At 70.7% G+C, this 25,811-nt stretch carries 26 protein-coding genes; 15 read left to right on the top strand and 11 right to left on the bottom strand.

Going from position 1 to position 25,811, the window contains the following annotated elements; translation table 11 throughout:
• Positions 1-10 precede the first annotated feature (10 nt).
• The 4 genes from IEY30_RS05035 to IEY30_RS05050 all read left to right on the top strand — a co-directional run bounded on the left by IEY30_RS05035 (position 11) and on the right by IEY30_RS05050 (position 4,330).
• Complete coding sequence (locus IEY30_RS05035) at positions 11-286, top strand: WXG100 family type VII secretion target (RefSeq protein WP_156035241.1); 276 nt, start codon at positions 11-13, stop codon at positions 284-286.
• An 810-nt stretch (positions 287-1,096) separates the two neighbouring features.
• On the top strand, positions 1,097-2,452 hold the full coding sequence (locus IEY30_RS05040) for a DUF6421 family protein (protein ID WP_030197717.1): 1,356 nt from the start codon (positions 1,097-1,099) through the stop codon (positions 2,450-2,452).
• A complete protein-coding gene (locus tag IEY30_RS05045) occupies positions 2,449-3,177 on the top strand; it encodes an SDR family NAD(P)-dependent oxidoreductase (protein ID WP_052358504.1) in 729 nt (242 codons plus the stop codon). Before IEY30_RS05040 ends, IEY30_RS05045 begins: the two co-directional genes overlap by 4 nt.
• 91 nt (positions 3,178-3,268) lie before the next feature.
• Entirely contained in the window at positions 3,269-4,330 is a 1,062-nt protein-coding gene (locus tag IEY30_RS05050; RefSeq protein WP_030197724.1) for a threonine aldolase family protein, read from the top strand.
• Between the two features lie 194 nt (positions 4,331-4,524).
• Here the strand turns inward: IEY30_RS05050 and IEY30_RS05055 are convergent, their stop codons facing one another.
• Complete coding sequence (locus tag IEY30_RS05055; protein ID WP_030197729.1) at positions 4,525-5,163, bottom strand: peroxiredoxin; 639 nt, start codon at positions 5,161-5,163, stop codon at positions 4,525-4,527.
• A gap of 166 nt (positions 5,164-5,329) precedes the next feature.
• On the opposite strand from IEY30_RS05055, the gene IEY30_RS05060 reads away from it, so the two are divergent.
• Both IEY30_RS05060 and IEY30_RS05065 read left to right on the top strand, forming a co-directional pair.
• The gene (locus IEY30_RS05060) at positions 5,330-6,016 is read left to right on the top strand and encodes a DedA family protein (protein ID WP_081920462.1); all 687 of its coding nucleotides are present in this window, start codon (positions 5,330-5,332) and stop codon (positions 6,014-6,016) included.
• A 124-nt stretch (positions 6,017-6,140) separates the two neighbouring features.
• Positions 6,141-6,971, top strand: coding sequence for a DUF4190 domain-containing protein (locus IEY30_RS05065; RefSeq protein WP_162181004.1), 831 nt, complete (start codon positions 6,141-6,143; stop codon positions 6,969-6,971).
• 112 nt (positions 6,972-7,083) lie between these two features.
• On the opposite strand, the gene IEY30_RS05070 is transcribed toward IEY30_RS05065, so the two are convergent.
• The 3 genes from IEY30_RS05070 to IEY30_RS05080 form a co-directional block, all read right to left on the bottom strand.
• Positions 7,084-7,398: a hypothetical protein gene (locus IEY30_RS05070; protein WP_052358505.1), complete on the bottom strand. Its 315-nt coding sequence runs from the start codon at positions 7,396-7,398 to the stop codon at positions 7,084-7,086.
• 203 nt (positions 7,399-7,601) lie between these two features.
• A complete protein-coding gene (locus IEY30_RS05075; protein ID WP_030197737.1) occupies positions 7,602-8,693 on the bottom strand; it encodes an inositol-3-phosphate synthase in 1,092 nt (363 codons plus the stop codon).
• 3 nt (positions 8,694-8,696) lie between these two features.
• Positions 8,697-9,341 carry a PadR family transcriptional regulator gene (locus tag IEY30_RS05080; RefSeq protein WP_188960102.1) on the bottom strand — a complete coding sequence of 215 codons (645 nt, stop codon included), beginning with the start codon at positions 9,339-9,341 and terminating at the stop codon, positions 8,697-8,699.
• Positions 9,342-9,640: 299 nt separating this feature from the next.
• Between IEY30_RS05080 and IEY30_RS05085 the strand changes: the two genes are divergently transcribed.
• The 6 genes from IEY30_RS05085 (at position 9,641) to rplI (ending at position 15,346) form a co-directional block, all read left to right on the top strand.
• Entirely contained in the window at positions 9,641-11,890 is a 2,250-nt protein-coding gene (locus IEY30_RS05085; protein WP_030197744.1) for a transglycosylase domain-containing protein, read from the top strand.
• Between the two features lie 40 nt (positions 11,891-11,930).
• Positions 11,931-13,274 (top strand): glycosyltransferase family protein, encoded by a 1,344-nt coding sequence (locus IEY30_RS05090; RefSeq protein WP_030197747.1) that lies wholly within the window; start codon positions 11,931-11,933, stop codon positions 13,272-13,274.
• 250 nt (positions 13,275-13,524) lie between these two features.
• Complete coding sequence (gene rpsF / locus IEY30_RS05095; protein WP_030197748.1) at positions 13,525-13,812, top strand: 30S ribosomal protein S6; 288 nt, start codon at positions 13,525-13,527, stop codon at positions 13,810-13,812.
• Between the two features lie 60 nt (positions 13,813-13,872).
• The gene (locus tag IEY30_RS05100; protein WP_030197749.1) at positions 13,873-14,496 is read left to right on the top strand and encodes a single-stranded DNA-binding protein; all 624 of its coding nucleotides are present in this window, start codon (positions 13,873-13,875) and stop codon (positions 14,494-14,496) included.
• Positions 14,497-14,636: 140 nt separating this feature from the next.
• Positions 14,637-14,873 carry a 30S ribosomal protein S18 gene (gene rpsR, locus IEY30_RS05105; protein ID WP_013494395.1) on the top strand — a complete coding sequence of 79 codons (237 nt, stop codon included), beginning with the start codon at positions 14,637-14,639 and terminating at the stop codon, positions 14,871-14,873.
• Between the two features lie 26 nt (positions 14,874-14,899).
• Positions 14,900-15,346, top strand: a complete 447-nt coding sequence (gene rplI, locus IEY30_RS05110; protein WP_030197754.1) for a 50S ribosomal protein L9 — start codon at positions 14,900-14,902, stop codon at positions 15,344-15,346.
• A 174-nt stretch (positions 15,347-15,520) separates the two neighbouring features.
• Here rplI and IEY30_RS05115 read toward each other — a convergent pair whose 3' ends face one another.
• The 6 genes from IEY30_RS05115 to IEY30_RS05140 form a co-directional block, all read right to left on the bottom strand.
• Complete coding sequence (locus IEY30_RS05115; RefSeq protein ID WP_030197757.1) at positions 15,521-15,958, bottom strand: DUF6299 family protein; 438 nt, start codon at positions 15,956-15,958, stop codon at positions 15,521-15,523.
• Between the two features lie 124 nt (positions 15,959-16,082).
• Complete coding sequence (locus tag IEY30_RS05120; protein ID WP_030197770.1) at positions 16,083-17,114, bottom strand: LacI family DNA-binding transcriptional regulator; 1,032 nt, start codon at positions 17,112-17,114, stop codon at positions 16,083-16,085.
• Entirely contained in the window at positions 17,111-18,640 is a 1,530-nt protein-coding gene (locus IEY30_RS05125) for a GH1 family beta-glucosidase (RefSeq protein WP_030197773.1), read from the bottom strand. Before IEY30_RS05125 ends, IEY30_RS05120 begins: the two co-directional genes overlap by 4 nt.
• Positions 18,637-19,530 (bottom strand): carbohydrate ABC transporter permease, encoded by an 894-nt coding sequence (locus IEY30_RS05130; protein ID WP_030197777.1) that lies wholly within the window; start codon positions 19,528-19,530, stop codon positions 18,637-18,639. The genes IEY30_RS05125 and IEY30_RS05130 overlap by 4 nt, the downstream gene beginning before the upstream one ends.
• Positions 19,527-20,522: a carbohydrate ABC transporter permease gene (locus IEY30_RS05135; RefSeq protein ID WP_030197781.1), complete on the bottom strand. Its 996-nt coding sequence runs from the start codon at positions 20,520-20,522 to the stop codon at positions 19,527-19,529. Before IEY30_RS05135 ends, IEY30_RS05130 begins: the two co-directional genes overlap by 4 nt.
• A 134-nt stretch (positions 20,523-20,656) precedes the next feature.
• A complete protein-coding gene (locus IEY30_RS05140; protein ID WP_052358506.1) occupies positions 20,657-21,985 on the bottom strand; it encodes an ABC transporter substrate-binding protein in 1,329 nt (442 codons plus the stop codon).
• Positions 21,986-22,198: 213 nt separating this feature from the next.
• On the opposite strand from IEY30_RS05140, the gene iolC reads away from it, so the two are divergent.
• Complete coding sequence (gene iolC / locus IEY30_RS05145; RefSeq protein WP_030197786.1) at positions 22,199-23,200, top strand: 5-dehydro-2-deoxygluconokinase; 1,002 nt, start codon at positions 22,199-22,201, stop codon at positions 23,198-23,200.
• Between the two features lie 266 nt (positions 23,201-23,466).
• Here the strand turns inward: iolC and IEY30_RS05150 are convergent, their stop codons facing one another.
• Positions 23,467-24,510 carry an AraC family transcriptional regulator gene (locus tag IEY30_RS05150; protein ID WP_030197788.1) on the bottom strand — a complete coding sequence of 348 codons (1,044 nt, stop codon included), beginning with the start codon at positions 24,508-24,510 and terminating at the stop codon, positions 23,467-23,469.
• Positions 24,511-24,599: 89 nt separating this feature from the next.
• Between IEY30_RS05150 and IEY30_RS05155 the strand changes: the two genes are divergently transcribed.
• A complete protein-coding gene (locus tag IEY30_RS05155) occupies positions 24,600-25,079 on the top strand; it encodes an anthrone oxygenase family protein (RefSeq protein WP_030197790.1) in 480 nt (159 codons plus the stop codon).
• A gap of 104 nt (positions 25,080-25,183) precedes the next feature.
• A complete protein-coding gene (locus IEY30_RS05160; RefSeq protein ID WP_188960112.1) occupies positions 25,184-25,789 on the top strand; it encodes an MSMEG_6728 family protein in 606 nt (201 codons plus the stop codon).
• Positions 25,790-25,811 lie beyond the last annotated feature (22 nt).

Genomic DNA, 25,811 nt, shown 5'->3' on the forward strand with positions numbered 1-25,811 from the left:
GGGAACTGACATGGCTGTTTACAAGAAGGGCATGAACGCCGACGCGGTGTCCGCGTCGGGCGACAAGCTCGTCGGCTACAAGGGCGAGCTTGACGGCATCGTCGAGGCCGTCAACGGCGCCGTCTCCACGATCAAGGGCAACTGGGGCGGCACGGACGCCGACCGCTTCCAGAGCGACTGGCACGGCCAGCGCCAGGTCGTGTCGGCCGCGGGCGACAAGCTCGACGCCATGGGCAAGAAGTGCAAGACCAACGCCGAGACGCAGAAGCAGACGTCGTCCAAGTGAGCCCGGCTGCTGCGTGAGCCCGGATCGGTCCGAGGCTCCGCGGCATCCGCAAGGCGCGAAGGGTGGTCGCTCCCGACAGGGGAGGAGCGGCCACCCTTTCGTGTGCCCCGGCGCACGAGGGCGCCCCACCCTGCCGGAGTGTGGGCGACGTCACGCATGCGCGAGACGAATTGGCGTCGGCGCGTCAGGAGCCCGTAGATTCTTCATCAGCAAGGCATCAACGCCGAAGTATCTCCGGACAGGAGGCCCCTCGTGAGCCTGTTTCCCCTCGTGGCCGTCACCGCCGACCGACCCGGTCTGGCCGACGCGCTGACCCGTCGCGGCGCTGTGCCCACCCCCGCCGACGCAGCCGACGTGCTCGTCGTGGACGCCGCTGTTGCCGCTGACCCGACCACGGCCGTGTCCATGGCCACGCAGGTGCGTGACGCGCTCGCCACCGGCCGCGGCGTCGTCGTCCTCGGCGCCCCGAGTGTCGAGCTGGCCGGCATCGCTCCGGCCGGTGATGCCGGAGAGCTGCCCACCGGGGCCCTGCGTCCTGCCGTGCGCGTCGAGCGCGACACCGAGATCGGCGAGGACCTGCTCGCCCGCGTCGACCTCGGCGCCCTGGGCGCCACCGGCTCGCTGAGCGTCCAGGCTCCGGCCCGCGCACTGCTCGCCGCGGGCCCGGCCACCGTGGCGGCGATGGCAGCCACCCCCGAGAGCGGCCGGCTCGTCGTGCTCGCCGTGACGCCCGAGGCCGGCACGCCCGCCGGTGAGCAGTCCCTCGCCGAGCTCGTGCACAACGCCGTCTGCTTCGTCGCGCCCCGCCCCGTGCGCCGTGCCGAGAACGCCAGCACGCACCCGCTCGTCGCCTCGGAGGCGTGGCTCGGTCTCAAGTCCGCGGTCAGCGACCTGCGCCTGCTGCAGGCCGCCGACGGCTCCGTGCCCGAGGCCGGCGACCACGAGGCGGCGGCCCGCCACGTCGGACGGCTCACGGCCGGCATCGAGGCGCTCGCGCCGCAGCTGTCGCACGACGCCGACTACCTCGAGGCCCTCGTCAAGGACTTCGGCCGCTGGGCCGACGGCGGCTTCGGCGTGCCCGACTTCTACGACTCGCTCGTGGCCTTCGCGCCGGCGCAGCACCGCGTCGACGGGCAGCTCCACCTCGTCGTCTTCCCGATGTACACCCAGAACGGCAACCCGAACCGCCAGGTCGAGGCCGTGCTGCTCGAGGTGATCTGGCCCGACTTCGTCGCCGAGCTCGAGGGTGGCGACTACTCCAACAAGCTCTTCCTGCCGATCCGCTTCCTCGACTTCACTGCGGGCTACGACACCAACTCCGCGGTGCTCTTCCCCGAGACCGTCGCGATGCGCGAGATCCCGACCTTCACGTGGGGCGGCATCTTCGCCGACCGCGAGGCCGCGCGCTTCCGCCGGGTCGTGTCGGAGGCCTCGGCAGTGACGCGCCTGTCGCTGCCGCCGGACGCCGCGCGCCTCATCGCGGACCAGGAGCTCGCCGAGCGAGCCTTCGTCATGTGGGACCTCATCCACGACCGCACCCACATGCACGGCGACCTGCCGTTCGACCCGTTCATGATCAAGCAGCGGATGCCGTACTTCCTCTACTCGCTGGAGGAGCTGCGCTGCGACCTCACGGCCTTCCGTGAGGCGGTCAAGCTCGAGGGCGAGGGCCACCCGTACGCCCGGTCGGTGCAGTATGCCGTCCTCTTCGACCGCATCTTCCGCTTCGCGATCACCGGTGACCGCACCCGCAACTACGACGGCCTCGGTGGCCAGCTGCTCTTCGCCTGGCTGCACCAGAAGGGCGTGCTGCACTGGACCGACAACCGCCTCACCATCGAGTGGGAGCGCGTGGCTGAGCCGGTGCTCGAGCTCGGCCGGATGGTCGAGGACCTCTACTGGCGCTCCATCGACCGGCCCAAGACCGCGCACTGGCTCGCGGCCTACGACCTCGTCGCGTCGGTGCTGACGCCGCACCCACTCTCGGCGTGGGCGCGTCACCGCGAGGGCGACCTCGCCGCCCTGCCGCTCGACGGGCCGCCCAAGGGTCTGACCGACGCGGTCCTGCCAGACGAGTTCCCGCTGTCGATGTTCTACGAAGCCCTGTCCAAGAAGATGAAGGGCGTCATCGAGTCGACGTCCGGCATCACCGGGGCCAGCGCGTGACGGCCTCGGGAACCGGTCCGGCCGACGCCTCGGCTGACGGCGCGCGCGTCGTCGTCGTCACCGGGGCGACCGGGGCGACGGGCCGCGCCACCTGCGCGGCCCTGCTCGCCCACGGCGAGCGCGTCGTCGCCGTCGGCCGGGACGAGGCGACGCTCGCGGCCCTTCGGGACGAGCTCTCGGGCGCCGGTGACGACCGCCTCGACACCCACCTCCAGACCCGTGTCTGCGACCTGCTCGACGGCGACGCCGTGCAGGAGCTCGCCCGCGAGGTCATCGCCGAGCACGGCCACGTCGACGCGCTCTTCCACCTCGTCGGTGGCTGGCGCGGCGGCAAGCACTTCGCCCAGTCCACCGACGACGACTGGCGCTGGCTCTCGGGCAACCTCGTCGACACGCTGCGGCACACGACGCTCTCGCTGCACGACGCCCTGCTCGCCTCGGGCCGCGGGCGGGTGGCGATCATCAGCGCGGCGGCGGCGCAGGCACCCACGGCCGGCAACGCGGCATACGCCAGCGCGAAGGCCGCGGCCGAGACGTGGCTCGCGGCGCTCGCGGACTCCTTCGGGTCCGAGGACGCGACCCCCGGTTCGGCTGCGGTCGTCGGTGTGGTGAAGTGGATCGGGACCGGTCGCACGGCGACCAGCCCGGCGAGGATCGCCGAGTGGCTCACCGAGCTGCTCGACGGCGACGCCTCGGCTCTCAACGGCACGCGCGTCGAGTTGTAGTCGGCCCGGGCGGGCGGCCGGCCGAGAGCCGCATCGTCTCCGCACGATCTGCACTGCACGACCAGCACCCCACGACCCGAGTGAGGATCCCGTGACGACCCTGCACGACCCCGACCGCCGCGGCTTCGCGTCCGACAACTACGCCGGCCTGCACCCCGAGGTGCTCGCCGCCATCGCCGACGCCAACGGCGGCCACGAGATCTCCTACGGCGAGGACGCCTACACGGCCCGGCTGCAGGAGGTCGTCGCCGGGCACGTCGGCGCCGGCGCCGTCACGTGGCCGGTCTTCAACGGCACGGGCGCCAACGTCGTCGCGCTGCAGGCGCTGCTCCCGCGCTGGGGCGCCGTCGTCTGCGCCGAGACGGCACACATCAACACCGACGAGGGCGGCGCGCCCGAGCGGATGGGCAGCATCAAGCTGCTCACCGTCCCGACGCCCGACGGCAAGCTGACCCCCGAGCTCGTCGACCGGCAGGCCTGGGGCTTCGGCGACGAGCACCGCGCGCAGCCGCTCGTCGTCTCGATCACCCAGACCACCGAGCTCGGCACCTGCTACACGCCGGCCGAGGTCAAGGCGATCGCCGACCACGCCCACTCGCTCGGCATGCGCGTGCACCTCGACGGCGCCCGCATCTCCAACGCCGCGGCCACCCTCGGCACCGACCTGTCCGCCTTCACCGGCGAGGCCGGCGTCGACGTCGTCAGCCTGGGCGGCACGAAGAACGGCGCCATGGCCGCCGAGGCGGTCGTCGTCGTGGACCCCGAGCTCGCCGCCGACCCGTCCCTGGGCCTCATCCACGTGCGCAAGCTCTCGATGCAGCTCGCCTCGAAGATGCGCTTCGTGTCGGCGCAGCTCGTCGCGCTCTACGGCAGCGACCTGTGGCTGCGGTCGGCCACGCACGCCAACGCGATGGCCGCCCGGCTGGCCGCCGGCGTCGAGCCGCTCGACGGCGTGACGGTCCAGCGCCCCGTCGAGGCCAACGCTGTCTTCGCCGTGCTCGACCGCGACGTGGCCAACGCGCTGCGCGAGAAGTTCCGCTTCTACGACTGGGACCCGGCCACCCGCGAGGTGCGCTGGATGTGCTCGTGGGACACGACCGAGGCTGACGTCGACGCGTTCCTGGCCGAGCTCCGGCGCCTCCTCGGCGCCTGAGCCCGGTCACGAGCCCGGTCACGAGCCCGGTCACGAGCCCGGACACGAGCACGCACGAGCACGCCACGAGCACGCCCGAGCACGGCACGACAACGGAGCCCGCACCTCGTCGAGGTGCGGGCTCCGTGCTGCGTCAGACCGATGCGTCAGACCGATGCGTCAGACCGATGCGTCAGACCTTCGGGTCGGACCGGTCAGGCGGGAGCGTTGGTGAAGCGCAGGTAGGGCTTGACCTCGTCGACGGCGTCGTCGCCGAAGCGCTCGCGCGCGTCGGCGGTCGAGACGGTCGGGGCGACGATGACCTTCTCGCCCTCGCGCCAGTCGGCCGGCGTCGAGAACGGGCCGCGGTCGGTGAGCTGCAGGGCGTCGACGGCGCGCAGGATCTCGTCGAAGTTGCGACCGACGCTCTTGGGGTAGGTCAGCGAGAGCCGGACCTTGTTGGACGGGTCGATGACGAAGACCGAGCGGACGCCCGACGTGTCGCCCTCGCCGGGGTGGATCATGTCGTAGAGCTCGGAGACCTGGCGGGAGTCGTCGGCGATGATCGGGTAGCTGACCGGGGCGCCGCCGACCTCCTCGATGTCGCCCTTCCACTCCTCGTGCTGCTCGATCGGGTCGACCGACACGGCGAGCACCTTGACGTCGCGGCGGGCCCACTCGTCCTCGAGGGCGGCGACGCGGCCGAGCTCGGTCGTGCAGACGGGGGTGAAGTCAGCGGGGTGGCTGAAGAGGACCGCCCAGCTGGCGTCCTTCCAGTCGTGGAAGCGGATCGGGCCCTCGGTGGTCGTGGCCTCGAAGTCGGGGGCGATCTCGCCCAGTCGCGGTGTTGCCATGGGTGGTCCTCTCGCGGTCGGGCGCCCGGCGCGCCCCGTCTGCTTCATTCTCACCACAAGACCATGCATCGCATTATGGGTGTCCAAATGTCGTGACGTGCATTCAGCCAACGTCCAGCCTGGCGACGAACACTGGGAGGCCTTGTCGCCGTCCCGAGGAGCCGACGTGACCGCCCTGCTCGACACCATCACGACCCAGGTGCTGCATGCACCGGTCTGGCTCGTGCTCCTCGTCGTGGGCGGCGTCGTCTTCGTGGAGGACGCGATCTTCGTCGGCTTCGTCGTCCCCGGCGAGACCGTAGCGATCCTCGGCGGCGTGGCCGCCTCGCTCGGTCACGTCCCGCTCGCAGCGGTGCTCGTCGTCGTCGTGGTGGCCGCCATCGTCGGTGACAGCGTCGGCTTCGAGGTCGGCCAACACCTCGGCGGCCGGGTCGTGCAGCTGCGGGCCTTCGACCGGCACCGCGACCGCATCGACCGCGCGCAGGGCTTCCTCGGTCGTCGCGGCGGGGCCGCGGTCTTCCTCGGCCGGTGGACCGCGTTCCTGCGGGCCGTCATGCCGGCGCTCGCCGGGATGTCGAAGATGCACTACCCGACCTTCCTCGCCTGGAACGCCGCCGGCGGCATCGCGTGGGGGAGCGTCGTCGTCACGGCGGGCTACCTCGCCGGCCAGTCCTACGCCCGCGTCGAGACGTGGCTCGGTCGCGGCGCCGCCGTCGCCGTGGGGCTCGTCGTCGTCGCGGCGCTCGTCGTGTGGCAGGTCCGCCGCCACCGCGGCGAGGGCGACTCGACGGGTGGCAACGCCGGCTCCGCGGAGCGCAGCGAGGCCCCTTCGCGTATGCCGTCCGCCGGCTGACCGAGGCAGGGGCCCTTCCGCTCCCGTCCTCCACTTCTGACCGGTGTGCGGTGGTGCGTCACGATCCGGCCGCGAGGGTCCCGTTCTGCCCTTCCCGCGCGTTCTGCGTGCCATGCTCCACCGCGTGACGATCGACCTCCCTCCCCCGAGTGGCGCGCCGCACCCCGTGCCCAACCCGCGGTCCACCGACGCGGTGCCGCCGCCGTATGCCGTCCAGCCGGGTCACCCCGACCACCCGGGCTTCCCGGGTCAGCCGGGGTTCACCGGCCAGCCGGGGTTCCCCGGTCAGCCGGCGTTCACCGGCCAGCCCGGCAAGCCGGGACTGCCGTGGATGCCGCCGGGACCGGTCGGTCGCAACGGCCTGGCGGTGGCCGCCCTGTGCTGCGGGCTCGGTGCGTTCCTGCCGCTCGTCGGCGTAGTCGCCGTCGTGCTCGGCATCGTCGCCCTCAACCAGCTGCGCAGCGGCTTCCAGCGCGGTCGGGGCATGGCCGTCACGGGCATCGTCCTCGGCGTCCTCGGCACGCTCGCCTGGGCCTTCTTCATCGTCGCCGTGGTCACCGGGGTCGATGACGAGCCGGTGCGCTCGGCGTCCGGACAGGTCGCCGGCCAGTCGAAGGTCTTCGTCGACAAGCTCCGGGCCGGGGACTGCTTCTCGGGCGGCCGCACCGACCAGATCGACCTCGTCACCTCCATTCCGTGCTCGTCCCCGCACGAGAGCCAAGTCATCGTGATCTTCGACCTGCCGGACGGCCCCTACCCCGGGGAGGGCAAGGTCACCGACGCCGCCGAGAAGGGCTGCGCCGACAAGATGGACCCGCTCATCACCGACAAGGCCTACGCCGACCTGGACCCGTCGTTCATCTACCCCGACGCGGACACCTGGCGCGGTGACCGATCGGTCTTCTGCCTCGTCGAGGCCCCGTCCGGCACCACGACCGGCTCCGCCCTCCGGTAGTCCACCCCACCCAGGCGCCGAGGGGCCGACGACGCGTGAGGCCCCCCTTCTCGAAGGGGGGCCTCACGGCATGTTCAGGCAGTGCAGCGCTGTCCTCGGTGGAGACCGAGGCTCAGGGCAGCGGACCCTTGGGCCCGTGCTCCTTCTGGTACTGCACGGCCTCCTCGATGCGGGCGTCCGCATCATCGCTCGTCGAGTGCGAGGTGACCTTGTCGGTCGCGGTCCGGGCGGCATCTGCCACCTTCTCGGCCACGACCGGCGCCTGCTCGCGCACCAGCTGGACACCCTGCTGCGCCTTCTCCTGCACGCGGGGGTCGTCCTTGAGCTGGCCGATCGTGCGCATGAACTGCTCGTAGGGCTGGCGGCCGGCCCGCGAGCCGAGCAGGAAGCCGACGGCGCCGGCGGTGACGATGAGCAGTCTCTTCATGGGAGCCTCCGTAATTCGGGTCGGCGGCCCTGGACTGGCCGCCGACGGTCTCCCTGCAGCCATACCCACCGCCGCCCGCACCCGCCCGCACCCGCCCGCCCCGCCCGCTCCGGCCGGCCAGGTCCACCGAACCCACGCATGCGTGAGGCCCCCTCCCGGCTGGAAGGGGGCCTCACGGCATTCAGGATCACGTGACCGGAAGGTCAGCGCTCCTCGGTGCCCGCGATGAAGGCCTCGAGCTTGGCGCGACCGAGGTCGTCCGGGCGCTGCTCCGGCGGGGACTTCATGAGGTAGGACGAGGCGGACAGCAGGGCGCCGCCGATGCCACGGTCCTTGGCGATCTTCGCCGCACGGATGGCGTCGATGATGATGCCGGCCGAGTTGGGGGAGTCCCACACCTCGAGCTTGTACTCGAGGTTCAGCGGCACGTCGCCGAAGGCGCGGCCCTCGAGGCGCACGTAGGCCCACTTGCGGTCGTCGAGCCACGCGACGTAGTCGGACGGGCCGATGTGGACGTTCTTGCTGTCGACGAGACCCGAGAGCGGACCGGTGAGGTTGCTCGTGACGGCCTGCGTCTTGGAGACCTTCTTGGACTCGAGGCGCTCGCGCTCGAGCATGTTCTTGAAGTCCATGTTGCCGCCGACGTTGAGCTGGTACGTCCGGTCGAGCACGACGCCGCGGTCCTCGAAGAGCTTGGCCATGACGCGGTGCGTGATCGTCGCGCCGACCTGGCTCTTGATGTCGTCACCGATGATCGGCACGCCGGCGGCCTCGAACTTCGCGGCCCACTCGGGGTCGGAGGCGATGAAGACGGGCAGGGCGTTGACGAAGGCGACCTTCGCGTCGATGGCGCACTGCGCGTAGAACTTGTCGGCCTCCTCGGAGCCCACCGGGAGGTAGGAGACGAGGACGTCGACCTTGCGGTCCTTGAGCACCTGGACGACGTCGACCGGCTCGGCGGACGACTCGTCGATCGTCAGCTTGTAGTACTTGCCGAGGCCGTCGAGCGTGTGGCCGCGCTGGACCTCCACGCCCGTGGTGGGGACGTCGGCGATCTTGATGGTGTTGTTCTCCGAGGCGTTGATGGCCTCGGACAGGTCCTTGCCGACCTTCTTGTCGTCGACGTCGAACGCGGCGACGAACTCGACGTCAGAGACGTGGTACTCGCCGAACTTGACGTGCATGAGGCCGGGGACACCGGCGGTCGGGTCGGCGTCCTTGTAGTACTCGACGCCCTGCACGAGCGAGCTCGCGCAGTTGCCGACGCCGACGATGGCGACGCGTACGGATCCCATGGATCACTCCTTGTTGTTGGTGGTCGTGCTCTGGGGGGTGGAGATGTCTGCGGTGGTGTCGTCGTATGCCGTGGGGCCCGGGTCGAGGGCCGCGCGGCGTTCGGCGACGATGAGCTCCTCGAGCCAGCGCACCTCGCGCTCGGCGCGCTCCTCGCCGTGCTGCTGGAGGGCCAGGGTGTAGCTGTCCATGCGCTCGCGGCGCGCGTGCGAGGCGTCGCGGATGTTGGCGAGGCGCTCCTCGAGGCGGGAGCGGCGGCCCTCGAGGATGCGCAGGCGCACCTGGGCCTCGGTGCGGGAGAAGAAGGCGAAGCGGACGTCGAAGTCGTCGTCGTCCCAGGCGTCGGGCCCGCTGGCCGCGACGAGGTCCTGGAAGTGCTCCTTGCCATCCGCGGTCAGCTCGTAGGTGATGCGCGGGCGCTTGCTGCTCGCGGTGGCCACCTCGGTGGTCTCGTGGATCCAGCCGGAGTCGACGAGGTGCTTCAGGGCCGGGTAGAGCGAGCCGTAGGACAGGGCGCGGAAGATGCCGAGCGCCGTGGTGAGCCGCTTGCGCAGCTCGTAGCCGTGCAGCGGGCCGTCGTGGAGCAGGCCGAGGACCGAGAACTCGAGCAGCGCGGCGCGGCGGCTCTGAGGACGAGGGGAGGACGGCACCGCTCCAGAGTACACCCAGATATATCGCTGCGATACATCACGACGTCACACCGGGTTGCTCGGCCGAAGGGAACCCCGGTTGCGGCGCGGACCCGCCGACACCGGCGTTCGTTCCGGCCGCTCGACCCCCCGGTCCCGCCCGGGGGTATGTCACGGACGGCGTGTGCAGGAAGTCTGTGGGGTGCTTGTGCCGCAGGTGTGAGCCGCCTCCTTCGTTTCGTCGTCGAGGCGCCGGTCAGGTCATACTGAGTGGCGGCTCGGGACGGTTCCTCGGGCCTGATCACTGAATGGAGCAGGTTGTGACGCAGAGCAGGCGCGACATCCGCGCTGCCCAGCTGGCGGCCGACAAGGCCCGTGCCCAGCGCGCCGGCGGCGGCAACGGCAACGGCCGGCCCACGCGGGGCGCGAGCTTCGACGACGGTGACGGCGAGGGCCGCACCGGCTGGAAGAAGTGGGTCCTCGGCACGCTCAAGTGGGGTTCGATCGCCGCGGCGGTCCTGCTCGTGATCGGCGTCATCGGCGTCGTCATCGCCTACAACCAGACCGCGATCCCGCAGCCCAACGAGCTGGCCAACAAGCAGGTCTCGATCGTCTACTACAGCGACGGCAAGACCGAGCTCGACCGCATCGCCGTCCAGGACGGCAACCGCGAGTCCGTGGCGCTCTCGAAGGTCCCGAAGTTCGTCCAGGACGCGCACATCGCCGCCGAGGACCGCACGTTCTACCAGAACAACGGCATCTCGGTCGGCGGCATCCTGCGCGCCGTCAAGACGAGCGTCACCGGCGAGGCCCAGGTCGGTGGCTCCACGATCACCCAGCAGTACGTCAAGAACTACTTCCTCACCCAGGACCGGACGATCTCCCGCAAGGCCAAGGAGATCCTCATCGCCATCAAGATCGACGGCCAGCTCTCCAAGTCCGAGATCCTCGAGAAGTACCTCAACACCATCTACTACGGCCGCGGCGCCTACGGCATCCAGAGCGCGGCCAAGGCCTACTTCGGCAAGGACGTCTCCAAGCTCACCGTCGGTGAGGGCGCGGTCCTCGCCTCGGTCATCAACGCCCCCTCGCTCTACGACCCGGCCAACGGCGACAACGCCAAGGCCAACCTGACCAAGCGCTACGCATACGTGCTCGACGGCATGGTCTCGGAGGGCTGGCTCAGCAAGGCCGACCGGGCCAAGTACGACGAGCTGCCGAAGATCCAGCCCTACAGGGGCAACAAGTTCTCGTCCGGCCCCAACGGCTACATCACGGCCCAGGTCAAGCGCGAGCTGCTCGGCACCGGTCTGACGGAGCAGGACATCGACAACGGCGGCCTGCGCATCGTCACGACGATCGACAAGAAGGCCCAGACCGCAGCGGTCGCGGCGATGAAGGACAACCTGCCCAAGAAGGTCACGGGCGGCCTCGTCGCCATCAAGCCCGGGGACGGCGCCGTCGTGGCGATGTACGGCGGTCCGGACTACTCGAAGGACCAGTACAACACCTCGACGCAGGCGATCATGCAGGGCGGATCCAACTTCAAGCCCTTCGGTGTGCTGGCCGCCGTCCGCGACGGCGTCTCGACGAAGACGAAGTTCGACGGCGACACCCCGCAGACCATCAGCGGGACGAAGATCAACAACTACGAGGACACCTCGTACGGCATGGTCGACATGCGCCGGATGATCGGGCGCTCGATCAACACGGCCTTCGTCAACCTCAACGAGCAGATCACTCCGGCCCTGACGCGACAGGCCGCGATCGACGCCGGCATCCCGGAGAAGACGCCCGGCCTGAAGACCGACCTCACCAACATCCTCGGCACGGCGTCCCCGCACGTCATCGACATGGCCTCGGCGTACTCGACGATCGCGTCGCAGGGCGTCCGGTCCAAGCCGTACTTCGTCAAGAAGGTCACCTCGACGACCGGCGACTTCACCTTCGACGCCAAGCCCCAGACGCGGCGCGCGTTCGACAAGGACGTCACGGCCGACACCACCGACGCCATGACCTACACGGTCAAGCCGGGCGGCACTGCGACGAAGATCGGCCGGACGCTCAACCGTCCCGTCGCCGGCAAGACCGGCACGTCCGAGGAGAACCGGTCGAAGTGGTTCTCGGGGTTCATCCCCCAGCTCGCCGTCTCGGTGGGCATGTACAAGCCCTCGGCCGACGGCAAGACCAACCTGAAGCTGAGCCCGGAGGAGTCGTCCCTCTACGACGGGTCGACGATCCCGGCGAACATCTGGCTCGACTTCATGAAGGTCGTCACCGACAACATGGAGGTTCAGGACTTCCCGACCCGGGCTGGCGTCGGCGACGACAAGATCCCGACCCCGACGACGACGTTCACGCCGCCGCCGACCACGACGACGACCCAGGCACCGACCACGACGACCCAGGCGCCGACCACGACGACCCAGGCGCCGACGACCACCACGCAGCCGACGAAGACCAACGGGACGGGCAAGCCCCAGCCGACGACGACCCAGCCGTCGATCACCATCCCACTGCCCGGAGGCGGGCCGTCGCCCACGTCGACGAAGGCAGGCAACGGGCCATGACCCACGCGGTCAGGGGCTGCGGTGACCGGGTGACGGCTCGGTGACCGAGAAGGTCGACGATCCCGTCGTGCGGGCCGCCTCCGAGGTCATCGGAGGCCCCCGCGGACGGTATGCCGCGGCCCGTGAGCTCCCGTGGGTGCTCACGGCCGCGCTGCTCTCCGCCCTGACGGCCGTGACGGCCGGGCTCGCGATCCTGCTGCGGGTGCCCTGCCTGCGCACCGGCTTCAGCGGCGACACCCAGTTCTGGAGCGCCTGCTACGCCGACCTGCCGACCGCCTACCGAGACTCGAACGTCAAGGCCGGCGTCGCGGCATACCTCCAGGGTGGCGACGGCGCCCCCGCCACGGGGCAGCCGCCCCTGACCGGCCTCGTGCTGACCGCCGTCGCGAGCATCGGGCCCGACGACGGGTCGCTCAAGACGCGCGCGGCGTGGTACTTCGCGCTGTGGTCGGTGCTGCTGACGCTGCTGCTGCTCGCCATCGTGTGGCTCGTCGCGTCGTCCGCGGCACGGCCGTTCTCCGCGGCGCACGTCGCGCTCTCGCCGGTCGTGGTGCTCTCGGCCTTCATCTCGGCGGACCTGCTCGGGGTGGCGCTCGCCAGCGCCGGCATGTGGGCCTGGTCGCGGCGCAACCCGACGCTCGCGGGCGTGCTGCTCGGCCTTGCGATCGGGGCCCGGAGCTACCCGGTGCTGATCCTCGTCGCCATCGCGCTGCTCTGCGTGCGGTCCGGGAGGCTGCGCGAGATGGGCCGCGTCGTCGGCTACGCGCTGCTGACGTTCGGGGCGCTGCTGTCCGGGCTCTGGCTGCTCAACCGTGAGGCGGCCGTGTCGCCCTACCAGGGCTGGGCGTCCGCCGGGGCGGGCTACGGCTCGCCGTGGCTGCTGCCGCAGCTCGCCGGACACGCGCTGCCCAACGGGGCCGTCACGGCGCTCGCGGTCGCCGGCTGGCTCGTCGCGCTGCTCGCCGGGGCGGTGCTCGCACTGTCGTCGGCGCGGCGCCCCACGGTCGCCGAGGTCTCGCTCGTCATGGTCGGCCTCGTCCTCGTCACCGGCAAGTCGTTCACGGTGCAGAGCTCGGTGTGGCTGCTGCCGCTCGTCGCCTGGTGCGCGCTCCAGTGGCGCGACCACCTCATCTGGGCGGGCGCCGAGGCGCTCAACTTCGTCGCCGTGTGGCTGACGATCGCCGCGACGACCGTGCCCGACCGGGGCCTGCCGGCGCCGTGGTACGCGTTCTTCTCGATGCTGCGCGTCGTGGCCGTGCTGTGGCTGGTGGCCGTCGTGTGGCTGCGGGCGCGGGAGCGCTGGGGTCGTGGGACCGTCGAGACCGACGACCTCGCCGGCCCGATGAGCGGGGCCGAGGACCGGCTCATCGTCCGCTTCTCCTGAGGGTTCGCCTGAGGGCGCACGCGGCGGGATCCGCCGATTTCGGGGTATGCCGTCCGGCCCGGTAGTCTTGCCCAGTTCGCCGTGTGCCCGGTGGCCTGTGGATCAAAGCGACTCGATGTCGGTGAGGTCTGCGAGGCTGACCCCGGCTGGAAGATCAGGCCGGGCCCCGTGCCCGCGGCGGGACGAATGCAACCCTCCTGTCACGAGAGAGACTCGTGACCGCCGAGACCAGAGGAGGTGGGTTAGAAGCATGCGTCAGTACGAACTCATGGTCATCCTCGACCCGGAGACCGAAGAGCGCACCGTCGACAAGACGATGGACAAGTTCCTCACCGTCGTGAAGAACGATGGCGGCACCGTCGACAACGTCGACATCTGGGGCCGTCGCCGCCTCGCCTACGACATCAAGAAGAAGTCCGAGGGCATCTACGTCGTCGTCACCATGACGGCGGAGCCGGCCACCGCACAGGAGCTCGATCGTCAGCTGAACCTCAGCGAGTCGATCATGCGCACCAAGCTGCTGCGCCCCGGCGCCTGATTCAGTAACAGTCACTGAACCCGCTCGATCACCCGACGAAGGACTGAACGGAGCCCACGCATGGCAGGCGACACCGTCATCACGATCATCGGCAACCTGACCGCCGACCCCGAGCTGCGTTTCACGCCGTCCGGTGCCGCGGTCGCGAACTTCACCGTGGCCTCGACGCCGCGGCAGTTCGACCGCCAGAGCAATGAGTGGAAGGACGGCGAGACGCTGTTCATGCGCTGCTCGGTGTGGCGCGACGCGGCGGAGAACGTCGCCGAGTCCTGCCAGCGGGGCATGCGCGTGATCGTGTCCGGCCGCCTGAAGTCTCGTTCCTACGAGACCAAGGAAGGCGAGAAGCGCACCGTCGTGGAGATGGACGTCGACGAGATCGGCCCGTCCCTGCGCAGTGCCACCGCGAAGGTCAACAAGACCCAGCGCGGCGGCGGCGGTGGCGGCTTCGGCGGCGGCCAGGGTGGCCAGGGCGGCGGCTGGAGCGGTGGCTCCGGTGGCGGCCAGGCCGAGGACCCGTGGGCGACCGGCGGCAGCGCCGGTGGCCAGTCGGCCCCGGCCGGCGGCGGCGGCCAGGGTGGTTGGAACAACCAGCCCTCCGGCGGCCAGCAGTCCGGTGGTCAGCAGGGCGGCCAGCAGGGTGGCGGTTGGGGCGCAGCCCCGAGCTACGACGAGCCCCCCTTCTGATCGGTCCGTCGATCTCCGTCGACCTCGGTCGAGCAGGTCAGCACCGTCGTCCGGCGCACTGAGCCGGACGGCATACCAAGAAGTTCATTTCCATCCCGGGGCACCAACCCCGGGCTCTCATCAAGAAGGAGAGCACCACGATGGCAAAGCCCGTTGTGCGCAAGCCCAAGAAGAAGGCCAACCCGCTGAAGGCGGCGAAGGTCGAGAACATCGACTACAAGGACACTGCGCTCCTGCGCAAGTTCATCTCCGACCGCGGCAAGATCCGCGCGCGTCGCGTGACCGGTGTGTCCGTCCAGGAGCAGCGTCTCATCGCCACGGCCGTCAAGAACGCCCGTGAGATGGCCCTGCTGCCCTACTCGAGCTCGGCTCGCTGAGCTAGTTCGGGAACGAGGAGAACACCATGAAGCTCATTCTCACGCACGAGGTCTCCGGCCTCGGTGCCGCTGGTGACGTCGTCGAGGTCAAGGACGGCTACGGCCGCAACTTCCTGATGCCGCGCGGTCTCGCGACCCCGTGGACCAAGGGTGGCCAGAAGCAGGTCGACGCCCTGACCAAGGGTCGCGAGGTCCGCGAGATCAAGGACCTCGACCAGGCCAAGGGCATCAAGGGCCAGCTCGAGGCCACCTCGGTCAAGGTCCCGGCCAAGTCCGGCCAGTCCGGTCGCCTCTTCGGCGCCGTCAGCAACGGTGACATCGCCGCAGCCGTCAAGGCTGCCGGTGGCCCCGAGCTCGACAAGCGCAAGATCGAGGTCAAGCAGGCCATCAAGACGCTCGGCTCCTACGAGGCGACCGTCCGTCTGCACCCCGAGGTCGCGGCGACCCTGACCTTCGAGGTCGTCCCCGCCTGACCATCGAGGTCTGATCGGCCGAAGGGCCGGGCTCCGCACACGCGGAGCCCGGCCCTTCGTCATGCCCACCGGCCGGGCAGCCGCACACCCCCGGGCCAGCCGTACGCCGTGCACGGTGTGGCGTCGACCCGAGGGTGTGCGGCTGGCACGCGGCCGAGGGCCGAGGGCCGCGAGTCAGCGGCGGCCGACGACCGTGACGGTTGCGTCGAAGAGGTTCCACGGCGTGTTGCCGGCGGCGTCCGGCACCTCGAGGTGGCCGTGCACCCAGACCCGCCCCTGCCGCAGTGCGCCCGCCGGGGCGGTGACCGTCCAGGACCGCGTCGTCCCGTCGCACGTGACCGCGACCTGGCCCGAGGTGGACGCGCCCGAGCGTGCGACGAGCTCGATGCCGATGGTGCCGGGGCCCGAAGCCACCGCGGCGTCCGGGACGGTGCACGTGTAGGTGCCGCCGAGGCTCACTCGGTCGGCGGTGAGACGAGCCTGGTGGTCGACGGTGACGATTCCGAGGTCAGGAGCCCCACCGGCGTGAGCGGGTGCGACGGCGAGGGCCGTCGTCGTGAGCGCCGCGGTGGCGGCGAGGGTGAGGGCGGTCAGGGTGCGGGTGACGGACATGTGTGGATCCCCTTGTCGGTTGGGCTCGTTCATCGAGCCGTGCCCATCAAGACCGTCACGTCGGCGAGAAGGTTGTCACGAGGTGCCGACGTGGACACTCGGGTGCGGGGAGGGACAGGAAGGCTCAGGTGGAGTCGCGGATGACGAGGTGGGTGTCGAGGGTCGTCACGCGGGGCGGGGACTCGCCGGCGAGCAGCCGCAGCAGGGTGTCGGCCATGACGACGCCCATCTCCTGGGCCGGCTGCGCGACCGTGGTGAGGCCGACCTTGCCGCGCGTGGCGTACTTGCTGTTGTCGAAACCGACGATCGCGACGTCCTCGGGCACCCGCAGGCCGCGCTCCGCGAGGGCGACGAGCGCGCCGCTCGCCATGAGGTCGCTCGCCACGAAGATCGCGTCGACGTCGGGGTAGGTGTCGACGAGGGTCAGCGCGGCCCGGATGCCGCCGGCCTCGGTGAAGTCGCCGTGGGCGATGCGGTGGTCCGACAGCCCGGCCGCGGCCAGGGCGTCGTGCCAACCCTGCTCGCGGTCGACGGAGGCCGGCATGTCCGCCGGTCCGGTGATGGTCGCGATCGCCGTGTGGCCACGGTCGATGAGGTGCTGAGTGCCGGTGACGGCGCCGAGACGGTTGTCGACGTCGATGTAGTAGTCGCTGTCCTTGGCCCCGTCGCCGATGGGCCGGCCACCGAACACGACGGGCAGCGACCGGCTGAGCGAGGTGAGGAAATGGTCGCCGGAGTGGTGCGAGACGACGATGGCGCCGTCGACGTTGCCGCCGAGCAGGTAGCGGCGGGTCTTCTCCGACGGGCTGCTCGGGTGGGTCAGCTGAAGGTTGAGCACGTACTCGCTGTCGTCGAGCCGGTCGCTGATGCCCTGGACGACATCGGCGAAGTACGGGTCACCGAAGAAGCGGTGCGCGTCCTCGGGCACGACGAGCGCGATCGACATCGTGGCCCGCGCGACGAGCGAGCGGGCGGCCCGGTTGGGCACGTAGTTCAGCTCGGCGATCGCCTTCTCCACGACGGCGAGCACGTCCGGGCTGACCCGGGGCGAGCCGTTGATGACGCGCGAGACCGTGGCCCGGGACACGCCGGCCACCCGGGCGACCTCCTCGAGGGTGGGTCGCCCGACGTGGGTGGCCAGCGTCCCGTCGGTCATGGGCTCGATTCTCCTGCGGATTCGTCGCCCGCAGCGCTGGCGTCCGGCTCGGCCCACGGGGCGGGCAGCCGGCGGGTCGCGATGATCCGGGCGAGGTCGAGTGCGCTGGCCTTGGGGGTGCGCACCTGGGTGTCGTAGTCGACTCGGACGATACCGAAGCGCTTGGCGTATCCCCACGCCCATTCGAAGTTGTCGAGCAGCGACCAGTAGAAGTAGCCGCGCACCGGCACGCCCGCGTCGACCGCGTCGAGGATCGCACCGAGGTGCGAGCGGACGTATGCCGTGCGGCCGCGGTCGTCGACGAAGCCGTCCTCGTCGGGGACGTCGTCGAAGGCGGCGCCGTTCTCGGTCACGTGCAGGGTGACACCGGCCGGACCGGCATACTCCTCGTGCAGTCGGACGAGCAGGCGGGTCAGGCCCTCGGGCTGGATCTCCCAGTCCATCGCAGTGACGGGCAGGCCGCGTGGGTGGCGGTGGGAGTTGTCCGCAGCGGGGAACGGCGAGCGGGTGAGCCGACCGCCGTTGACGCTGTCGGAGAGGGCGGCCGCGGGCGGCTCGTGGCCGATGGCCTCGCCGTTGTAGTAGTTGACGCCGAGCACGTCGATGGGCGTGGAGGTGACCTCGAGGTCGCCGTCCATGATGTGGTCCTCGAGTCCCAGGTGGCGGACGTCGTCGAGGAGGTCTGCCGGGTAGGCGCCGCGGAAGATCGGGTCGAGGAAGATCCGGTTCATCTGGGCGTCGACACGTCGCGCGGCGTCGACGTCGCGGGGGTCGGACGGGTCGAGCGGGTCGGCGACGGTGAAGTTGAGCGTCAGGCCGAGCTCGAGCGACGCGTCCCGGGCGCGCAGCTCCTGCACGACGCGGCCGTGCGCGAGCATCAGGTGGTGCGCGGCGGCCAGGCCGTCCTCCGGTGAGGTGCGTCCCGGCGCGTGCATGCCGCCGGTGTAGCCGAGGAAGGCGGCGCAGAACGGCTCGTTGAGCGTCGTCCACGTGCGCACCCTGTCGCCGAGCCGGTCGTGCACGGCGAGCGAGTAGTCGACGAACCGGTCGACGGTCTCGCGCGAGGTCCAGCCGCCGCGGTCCTCGAGGGCCTGGGGCAGGTCCCAGTGGTAGAGCGTCAGCCACGGCGCGACGCCGGCCTCGAGGAGCGAGTCGACGAGCCGCTCGTAGAAGTCGAGGCCCTTGGCGTTGACGGGCCCGCCGTCGGGACACACCCGGTCCCACGACGTCGAGAAGCGGTAGGACTGCATCCCGAGCGACTTCATGAGAGCCACGTCGGCGGCATACCGGTGGTAGTGCTCGCACGCGACGTCGCCGGTGTCGCCGTCGACGACGGCGCCCGGGGTGTGGCTGAAGGTGTCCCAGATCGAGTCGGTGCGGCCGTCCTCGTGACGGGCCCCCTCGATCTGGTAGGCGGCGGTCGCGACACCGAGGACGAAGTCCGCGGGCACCGGACGGCTCTGTGCCACCACGAGATCCGGGGTGGGGACGATGAGGGGCTGGGGGCTACGCGTCTGCGCGGTCATCCCTTGACTGCTCCTTGCATGATGCCGGAGACGAGCTGCTTCCCGGCGAAGACGAACAGGACGATGAGGGGCAGTGCCATGAGCACGACCCCGTTGAGCACGAGGGAGTAGTCGACGAAGTACGCCGCCTGCAGCTGCTGCAGGGCGACGGGCAGCGTCGGGTTGCCCGGGTCGAGGATGATGAAGGGCCAGAAGAAGTTGGTCCACGTCGCGATGAAGGTGAAGAGGCCGAGCATCGCCGCGCCCGGACGGGCGGCCGGCAGGGCCACCGACCAGAAGGTCCGCAGGGTCGAGGCGCCGTCGACGCGCGAGGCCTCGATGAGCTCGTCGGGGAGCGCCTCGTGGAGGTACTGCGTCATCCAGAAGACGCCGAAGGCGCTGACCGCGCTCGGCAGGATGACCGCCCACAGGCTGCCGATCCAGCCGAGCTTGCTCATGACGATGAAGAGCGGCACGATCCCGAGCTGCGTCGGCACGGCCATCGTCGCGATGACGAAGACGAGCAGCCCGCTCCGGCCGCGGAAGCGCAGCTTGGCGAAGGCGAAGCCGGCCATCGCCGAGAACAGCACGACGAGCACGGACACGGTGCCGCTGACGAGGATGCTGTTGCCGAGGGCCTTCCAGAACGGGATCGTCGTGATGACGGTGCTGGCGTTCTGCACGAAGTGCCCGCCCGGGATGAACGAGTACGGGTCCTGCACGATCGCCGCGGAGTCCTTGCTGCCGATGACGTAGGACCACCAGAGCGGGAACGCCGAGCCGACGAGCACGATCGCGAGGAAGACGTATGCCGTGGGGCTGGCCTGGGTGCGCCGGACGAGGCCTGCGCCGCGGCGGGTCTTGACCGCGGGCTTCACGGCGGGGCCGGGGGTCAGGGTCGGGGCGGTCATCGCTGTCCCTTCGAGGCGATCCGGCGGGTGACGAGGAAGTTGACGACCGCAAAGATGACGACGATGAGGAAGAGCATCCAGGCGACCGCGGCCGCGCGGCCGAAGTTCTTCTGCGTCCAGCCGAGCTGGTAGAGGTAGAGGGTCAGCGTCTGCCACTGGCGGTCGGCGCCGCCGAGGCCGTACTGGTCGTACATCCGCGGCTCGTCGAAGATCTGCAGGCCGCCGATGGTCGAGGTGATGACGACGAAGATGATGGTCGCCCGCAGCTGCGGGACGGTGATCGAGAAGAAGGTCCGCACGCGGCCGGCGCCGTCGATCATCGCGGCCTCGTAGTAGTCGCGCGGGATGGCCTGCATCGCGGCGAGGAAGATGAGCGCGTTGTAGCCGGTCCACCGGAAGTTGACCATCGTCGCGATGGCGACGTGGCTCGGCAGGACCTCCTTGTGCCACTGGATCGGGTCGATGCCGACGAGGCCGAGCAGGTGGTTGACGAGGCCGAACTTGTCGCCGAACAGGTCGCTGAAGATGAGGGCGACGGCGACCGGGGCGACGACGTAGGGCAGCAGCACGCCCATCCGCCACAACGTCCGGGCCCGCAGGCCGCTGTCGAGCGCGGCGGCGATGAGCAGGGCCGCGATGACCTGGGGCACGCTCGAGAGCAGGAAGATGCTGATGGTGTTCTTCAGCGCGTTCCAGAAGTAGGGCTGAGCCAGCACGTCGGTGTAGTTCTTCAGTCCGACGAAGTTGCCCTGGCCCCCGATGAGGCTCCACTTGTGGAGCGAGACCCACGCCGTGTAGAGCAGCGGGAAGAGCCCGACGACGCCGAAGAGGATGAAGAACGGCGAGATGTATGCGTACGGCGCGCCCTTCTCGTCGAGCTTCGTCAGGCGCCGGCGCCACCCCGAACGGGGCTTCATCGGCGAGCGCTGCACGAACGCGGGGGAGCCCGGCGAGTCGGGGTGCGTCGTGCGGGAGGGGGACTGAACGGTCATGGCGGTTCCGATGGTCGGGAGGACGGCCCGGTGCCCGGGTCAGCGGTGCGTGTCGCACCGGGCCGTCCTTGGTCGGCTGTTCGGTCAGCTGGTCAGCGGTTCGGCCGGCTCAGCTGGTCGGCTGGCGGCTGGGGTCAGCCGAGCGCCTTGACGTCGCCGAGCCACTTGTCCCAGGACTCCTGCGGGGAGGTGCCCTGCTCGACGCGGGTCAGGGCCTGCTGCATCGCGTCGTTGATCGCGAAGTAGTGGGTGCCCTTGTACGGCGTGACCGTGACGGCCTTGGCCCGGTCGGCGAAGATCTGGCCGGTCGGTGCCTCGTTGAACGAGGCGACCTTGAAGGAGAGCAGGTCCTGGCTCTCGAGGGCCTGCTTCTGGCTCGGGAAGGCGCCGACCTTCTTGAAGGCCTTGACCTGCTGCTCGGGCGCGGTCAGCCACGAGGCGAGGATCTGGGCCTCCTTCGGGTGCGCGCTCTGCTTGGGCACGGTCAGGTAGCTGCCGCCCCAGTTGCCACCGCCACCGGGGAAGGTGTTGGCGACGTCCCAGCCCTTGACGCCCTTGGCGTTGCCCTCGATGACGCCGACCATCCAGCCGGGGCAGAGCATCGTCGCGAAGCCGTCCTTCTGGAAGCTCGCCGTCCAGTCGTCGCCCCACTGCTGCAGCTTGGCCGACAGGCCGTCGGTGATGCCGGCCTGGATGACCTGGTCGTAGACCTTCTTGACGTCGGCGTTGTCGGTCGCCGTGATGCTGTCGTCGCTCGGGTTCTCGTAGGCGGCCGGGATCTGGTTGACCATGCCCTGGTAGGTCGCGCCGATGCTGTCGAAGAACGGCACCTTGGACTTGGCCTTGAACTGCTTGCCGGCGGCGAAGTAGCTCTCCCACGTGTTGCCGAAGAGCTTGGCGACCGACTCGCGGTCGCTCGGCAGGCCGGCCTTCTTGAAGAGGTCGCTGCGGTAGCAGATGGCCTCGGGGCCGGAGTCCGTGCCGTAGCCGATGAGGTGGCCGTCGGCGTCGGTGGCGGCCTTGGCCTTCCAGTCGAGCCAGCGTCCGGCGACGTCGGGGCTGTTGAGGTCGTTGAACTTGTCGGAGTACTGGAGCATCTCCGGGAGCCAGTCGACCTCGACGGCCTCGACGTCGGCCATGCCGCTGCCGGCCGAGAGGCGGGTGAAGAAGTTGTCGCGGGCCTCGTTGGAGGTCGCGGCCTTCTTGTGGGTGACCTTGATGTTCGGGTGCGACTTCTCGAACTCGGGGATGAGCTCCTCGTAGCCGAACTGGTTGAACGTCGCGAGGGTCAGGGTGACGGGACCGCCGGCGCCGCCGGTGCTCCCGGCCTGGGTGGCGGCACCGTCGCCGCTCGAGCCGGAGCTGCAGGCGGTCAGGGCCATGAGGCCGACGGTGAGGGTGGCGAGTACGGCATGGCGAGAGCGCACGGAAGGCGCGCCGATCCGGGTGGAACGGGATGTCATGGAGAGCTCCTTTGGTCTCATCCCCAGTGTGGGTGTGGGAGCGCTCTCCGTGCGTGAAACGCGGCCGTGAGAGCGCTCTCACGAGGAGAATGGAGGTGCTGGGGGCGATCGGTCAAGGGCCGTGACCATTCCGTGACCTGAACGAGCGGCCGGATCGCGGCTAGCGTGGAGGTCCCGGCACTCGTCCGGGCCCCGGGATCCGAGGGAGGCACCATGACCGTCGCGGCAATCGTGTACGACCTCGTTGCGATCGGTCGGGTGGGCGTCGACCTCTATCCCCTCCAGCACGGCGTGACCCTCGACGAGGTGCGCACCTTCGAGAAGTTCCTCGGTGGCAGCGCGGCCAACGTCACGGTCGCGGCGGCCCGGCACGGCCGGCGCGCGGCGCTCATCAGCGCGACCGCCGACGACGCCTTCGGGCGGTTCGTCCACCGGGAGCTGCTGCAGCTCGGCGTCGACGACGTCTACGTCCAGACGGTCACGGGTGGACCGCCCACGCCGGTCACCTTCTGCGAGATCTTCCCGCCCGACTACTTCCCGCGGTGGTTCTACCGCTACCCGACGGCACCGGACCTGCTCATCACCCCGGATTCCCTTCCCCTGCAAGCGATCCGCGAGGCGCGTGTCTACTGGTCGAGCCTCACCGGCCTCAGCCAGGAGCCGAGCCGGGCCGCCCACCTCGCAGCCCTCGAGGAGCGCGCCCGAGCGCCCTTCACGGTGCTCGACCTGGACTACCAGGAGGCCTTCTGGCGCGACCGGGTCGGCGCCGCCGAGGACCCCCGCGACGACGCCCGCACCCAGGCGCGCGAGGCGTTGCGCCAGGCGACCGTCGCGGTCGGCAACCTCGACGAGTGCACCGTCGTCACCGGTGAGACCGACCCCGAGCGTGCGGCCCGCGCCCTGCTGGCCTCGGGTCTCGAGCTCGCGGTCGTCACGCAGGACGGTCGCGGCGTGCTGGCCATGACCCCCACGGAGCAGGTGCGCGTCTACGCCTTCCCGGTCACGGTAGTCAACGGCCTCGGCGGCGGGGACGCGTTCGGCGGCGCGCTCGTGCACGGCCTGCTCGCGGGCTGGGACCTCGAGCGCACCCTCCACTTCGCCGCCGTGGCCGGCGCGCTCGTCGTCGGCCGGCTCGCCTGCTCGACGGCCATGCCGACGACGGCCGAGGTGCAGGCCATGCTGGCGGACGTCGAGGTGGCCGACGGGGCCATGTGACTCGCCGTCAGTGTCCGTGCGTCATGCCCGACGAGTGCGCCGAGTGCCGGGAAAGAGAAAACCCGCTCCTGCTGGTCACGTCGCCGAACTCGACCAGCAGGAGCGGGTGCCCTTGACCCGGTGATCCGACAGGGGAGGAGATCACCGAGTCGCACAGGAGCAACTCACGAGTACGACTATGGGCGCCGGACCTTAAAGAACGCTGGGAAACCCGTAGCAGTTGGCCCTGACTCCGCTCCCACCCGACCGTGGGATGCCCGGCGGGATCAGTGGCCGCTCGGTGAGGCAGCACCCGCTCCTTGGCGCGAGGGTCGGACGGGTCTCGTGGCGCCGCCGGCCGTCGACGCCGCCCGGAAGGCCCGTGGTGACAGCCCGTGCTCGCGCTTGAATGCCGCGCTGAACGCGAAGGCGTTGGCGTAGCCGACCGCGTGCGCCACCTGCTCGACCGTCGCCGTCCCGTCGCGCAGCAGGTCGGCCGCGCGCGCGAGCCGCCACTGCGCGAGGTAGGCCATCGGCGGGCGGCCGACGAGGTCGGCGAACCGCCTCGACAGCGTGGCCCGCGACACGTGCACGGCTGCCGCCAGTCGCTCCAGCGTCCACGGGTGGGCGGGGTTGCCGTGGAGCAGGCCGAGGGCGCGCCCGACGACGGGGTCGGTGCTCGCGGCCCACCAGGCGGGGGCGGCGGCGCGGTCGCGGTCGAACCAGGCCCGCACCGCCCCGACGAGCACGAGGTCGACGAGTCGGTCGAGCACCACCTCCTGGCCCGGCAGGTCGCGCTGGACCTCGCGGGCGAGCAGGTCGACCAGCGCCGGGTCGAGCTGTTCGGCGGGCACGACGGCCACGTCGGGCAGCGCGTCGACGAGACGTCCGGTGAGCTGTCCGGGCAGCTCCCACGACGCCGTGAGGAAGGTCGTGGTCCGCTGACCGTCGGGCTGGCCGTCGGCGCCGGCGGGGCGGGGCTCGCCCGCGTTGCCCCAGGTCCGGGTGCCTAGGCCGTAGGTGGTCGCCAGCGCCTCGCCGGTGAGCGAGCGACACACGTTGCCGGGCTCGACCACGGCCATCGGGGCGGTCGACGGGTCGTCACCGAAGACGTAGGGGCGCAGACCGCGGACGAGCGCGAGGTCACCCTCACCCAGCACGACGGCGTCGCCCTGCTCCGGCGCGAGGCAGGCAGAGCCGCGCACGAGGACGACGAGACCGAGCACCGCCTCGTCCTGGATCCGCAGGGCCCACGGCGCCTGCATCTCGCAGCGCAGGAGCGAGGCGCCTCGGGCGCGGTGGCCGTCGAGGACCGAGCTCAGCGTGTCCATGCGGCGAGCGTACGCTGGTGAGACGATCGCTGAGGTGGCTGAGCAGAGAGCGCATTCAGATGCTCATCCGCCCGCGGTCCCATGGACCCATGACCACTCTGATGCGCACCGTCACCCTCGCCACCGCCCTCGGGGCCGGTGTGCTCGGTGGCGTCTTCGTCGGCTTCTCGACCTTCGTCATGCCGGCCCTCGACCGGCTTGCCGCGGGTGAGGCTGTCCGGGCCATGCAGTCGATGAACGTCACCGCTCCGCGGGGTCTCGCGGTGCCTCTCGCGGTCTCGGCCCTCGGTTCGCTCGCCGTCGGCGGGTCGGCGCTGCTGCACACCGACGGCAGCACGCGCTCCCTGCTCGCCTCCGGCGCCGTGACCGGCCTGGCGGCGCTCGCCGTCACCGCGGCCTACCACGTGCCACGCAACGAGGCCCTCGGCCGGGTCGATGCGGGCTCGGCCGTCGCGGCTCAGGCATGGCAGGGGTATGCGCCGGGCTGGGTCGCCCTGAACGGCGTCCGCGCCGCGCTCTCCCTCGTGTCGGCGGGGCTGCTGGTCGCCGGTGCCGTGCGGTCCGGGTGACGACGCTCGGGTGATGCGGGTACGGCCACTCCAGTGTCGGCATCGGGCCGGCATCGGGCCGGCCGTGGGTCGGCAGCGTGTCGGGCTCGTCTGGAGGGGTGCTCGTGCAGACTTTCGTGCCGTACGCGGACTTCGCCCGGACCGCCGCCGTGCTTGACACGAAGCGCCTGGGCAAGCAGCGCGTCGAGGTCATCCAGATCGTGCGGGCGCTCACCGTCCCCGGCTACGCGTGGGCATCCCACCCGGCGGTCCTGATGTGGAAGGGCCACGAGGAGGCGTTGGGCCGCTACGGGCTCGACATGTGTGACGAGTGGGTGCGACGCGGCTACGACGACACGTGCGCCGGGACGATCACGGCAGACCTCGCTGCGGCCGGCGTCGGGCCGCTCCGGACCTACGACGAGCTGCTCGCCGCCGGAGCGCTGCCCGCCTGGCTCTTCGAGGAGCCCGTGCAGGCCAGCCACCGCTCCGCCCTCGTGCGCAAGGACGCGGCGCACTACGCGTCAGCCTTCCCGGATGCCGACCCGGACGTGCCCTACGTCTGGCCGGTGCGTTCCGAGGCGGTCCTCGAGCGTGAACGTCGCCGCGAGGAGGCGGCGGCGAAGCGCGCCGTCAGGGAGCAGGAGGCACGCCGCCGACGCCGGAGCGCCGCCGCAAAGAAGGCCTGGCAGACACGACGAGCCACGTCAGGCCCTCCGACGCAGCCGTGAGCACCTGACGAGCCGCCGTGTA

It is taken from the genome of Terrabacter tumescens, from assembly GCF_014646815.1.
GTDB lineage: Bacteria > Actinomycetota > Actinomycetes > Actinomycetales > Dermatophilaceae > Terrabacter > Terrabacter tumescens.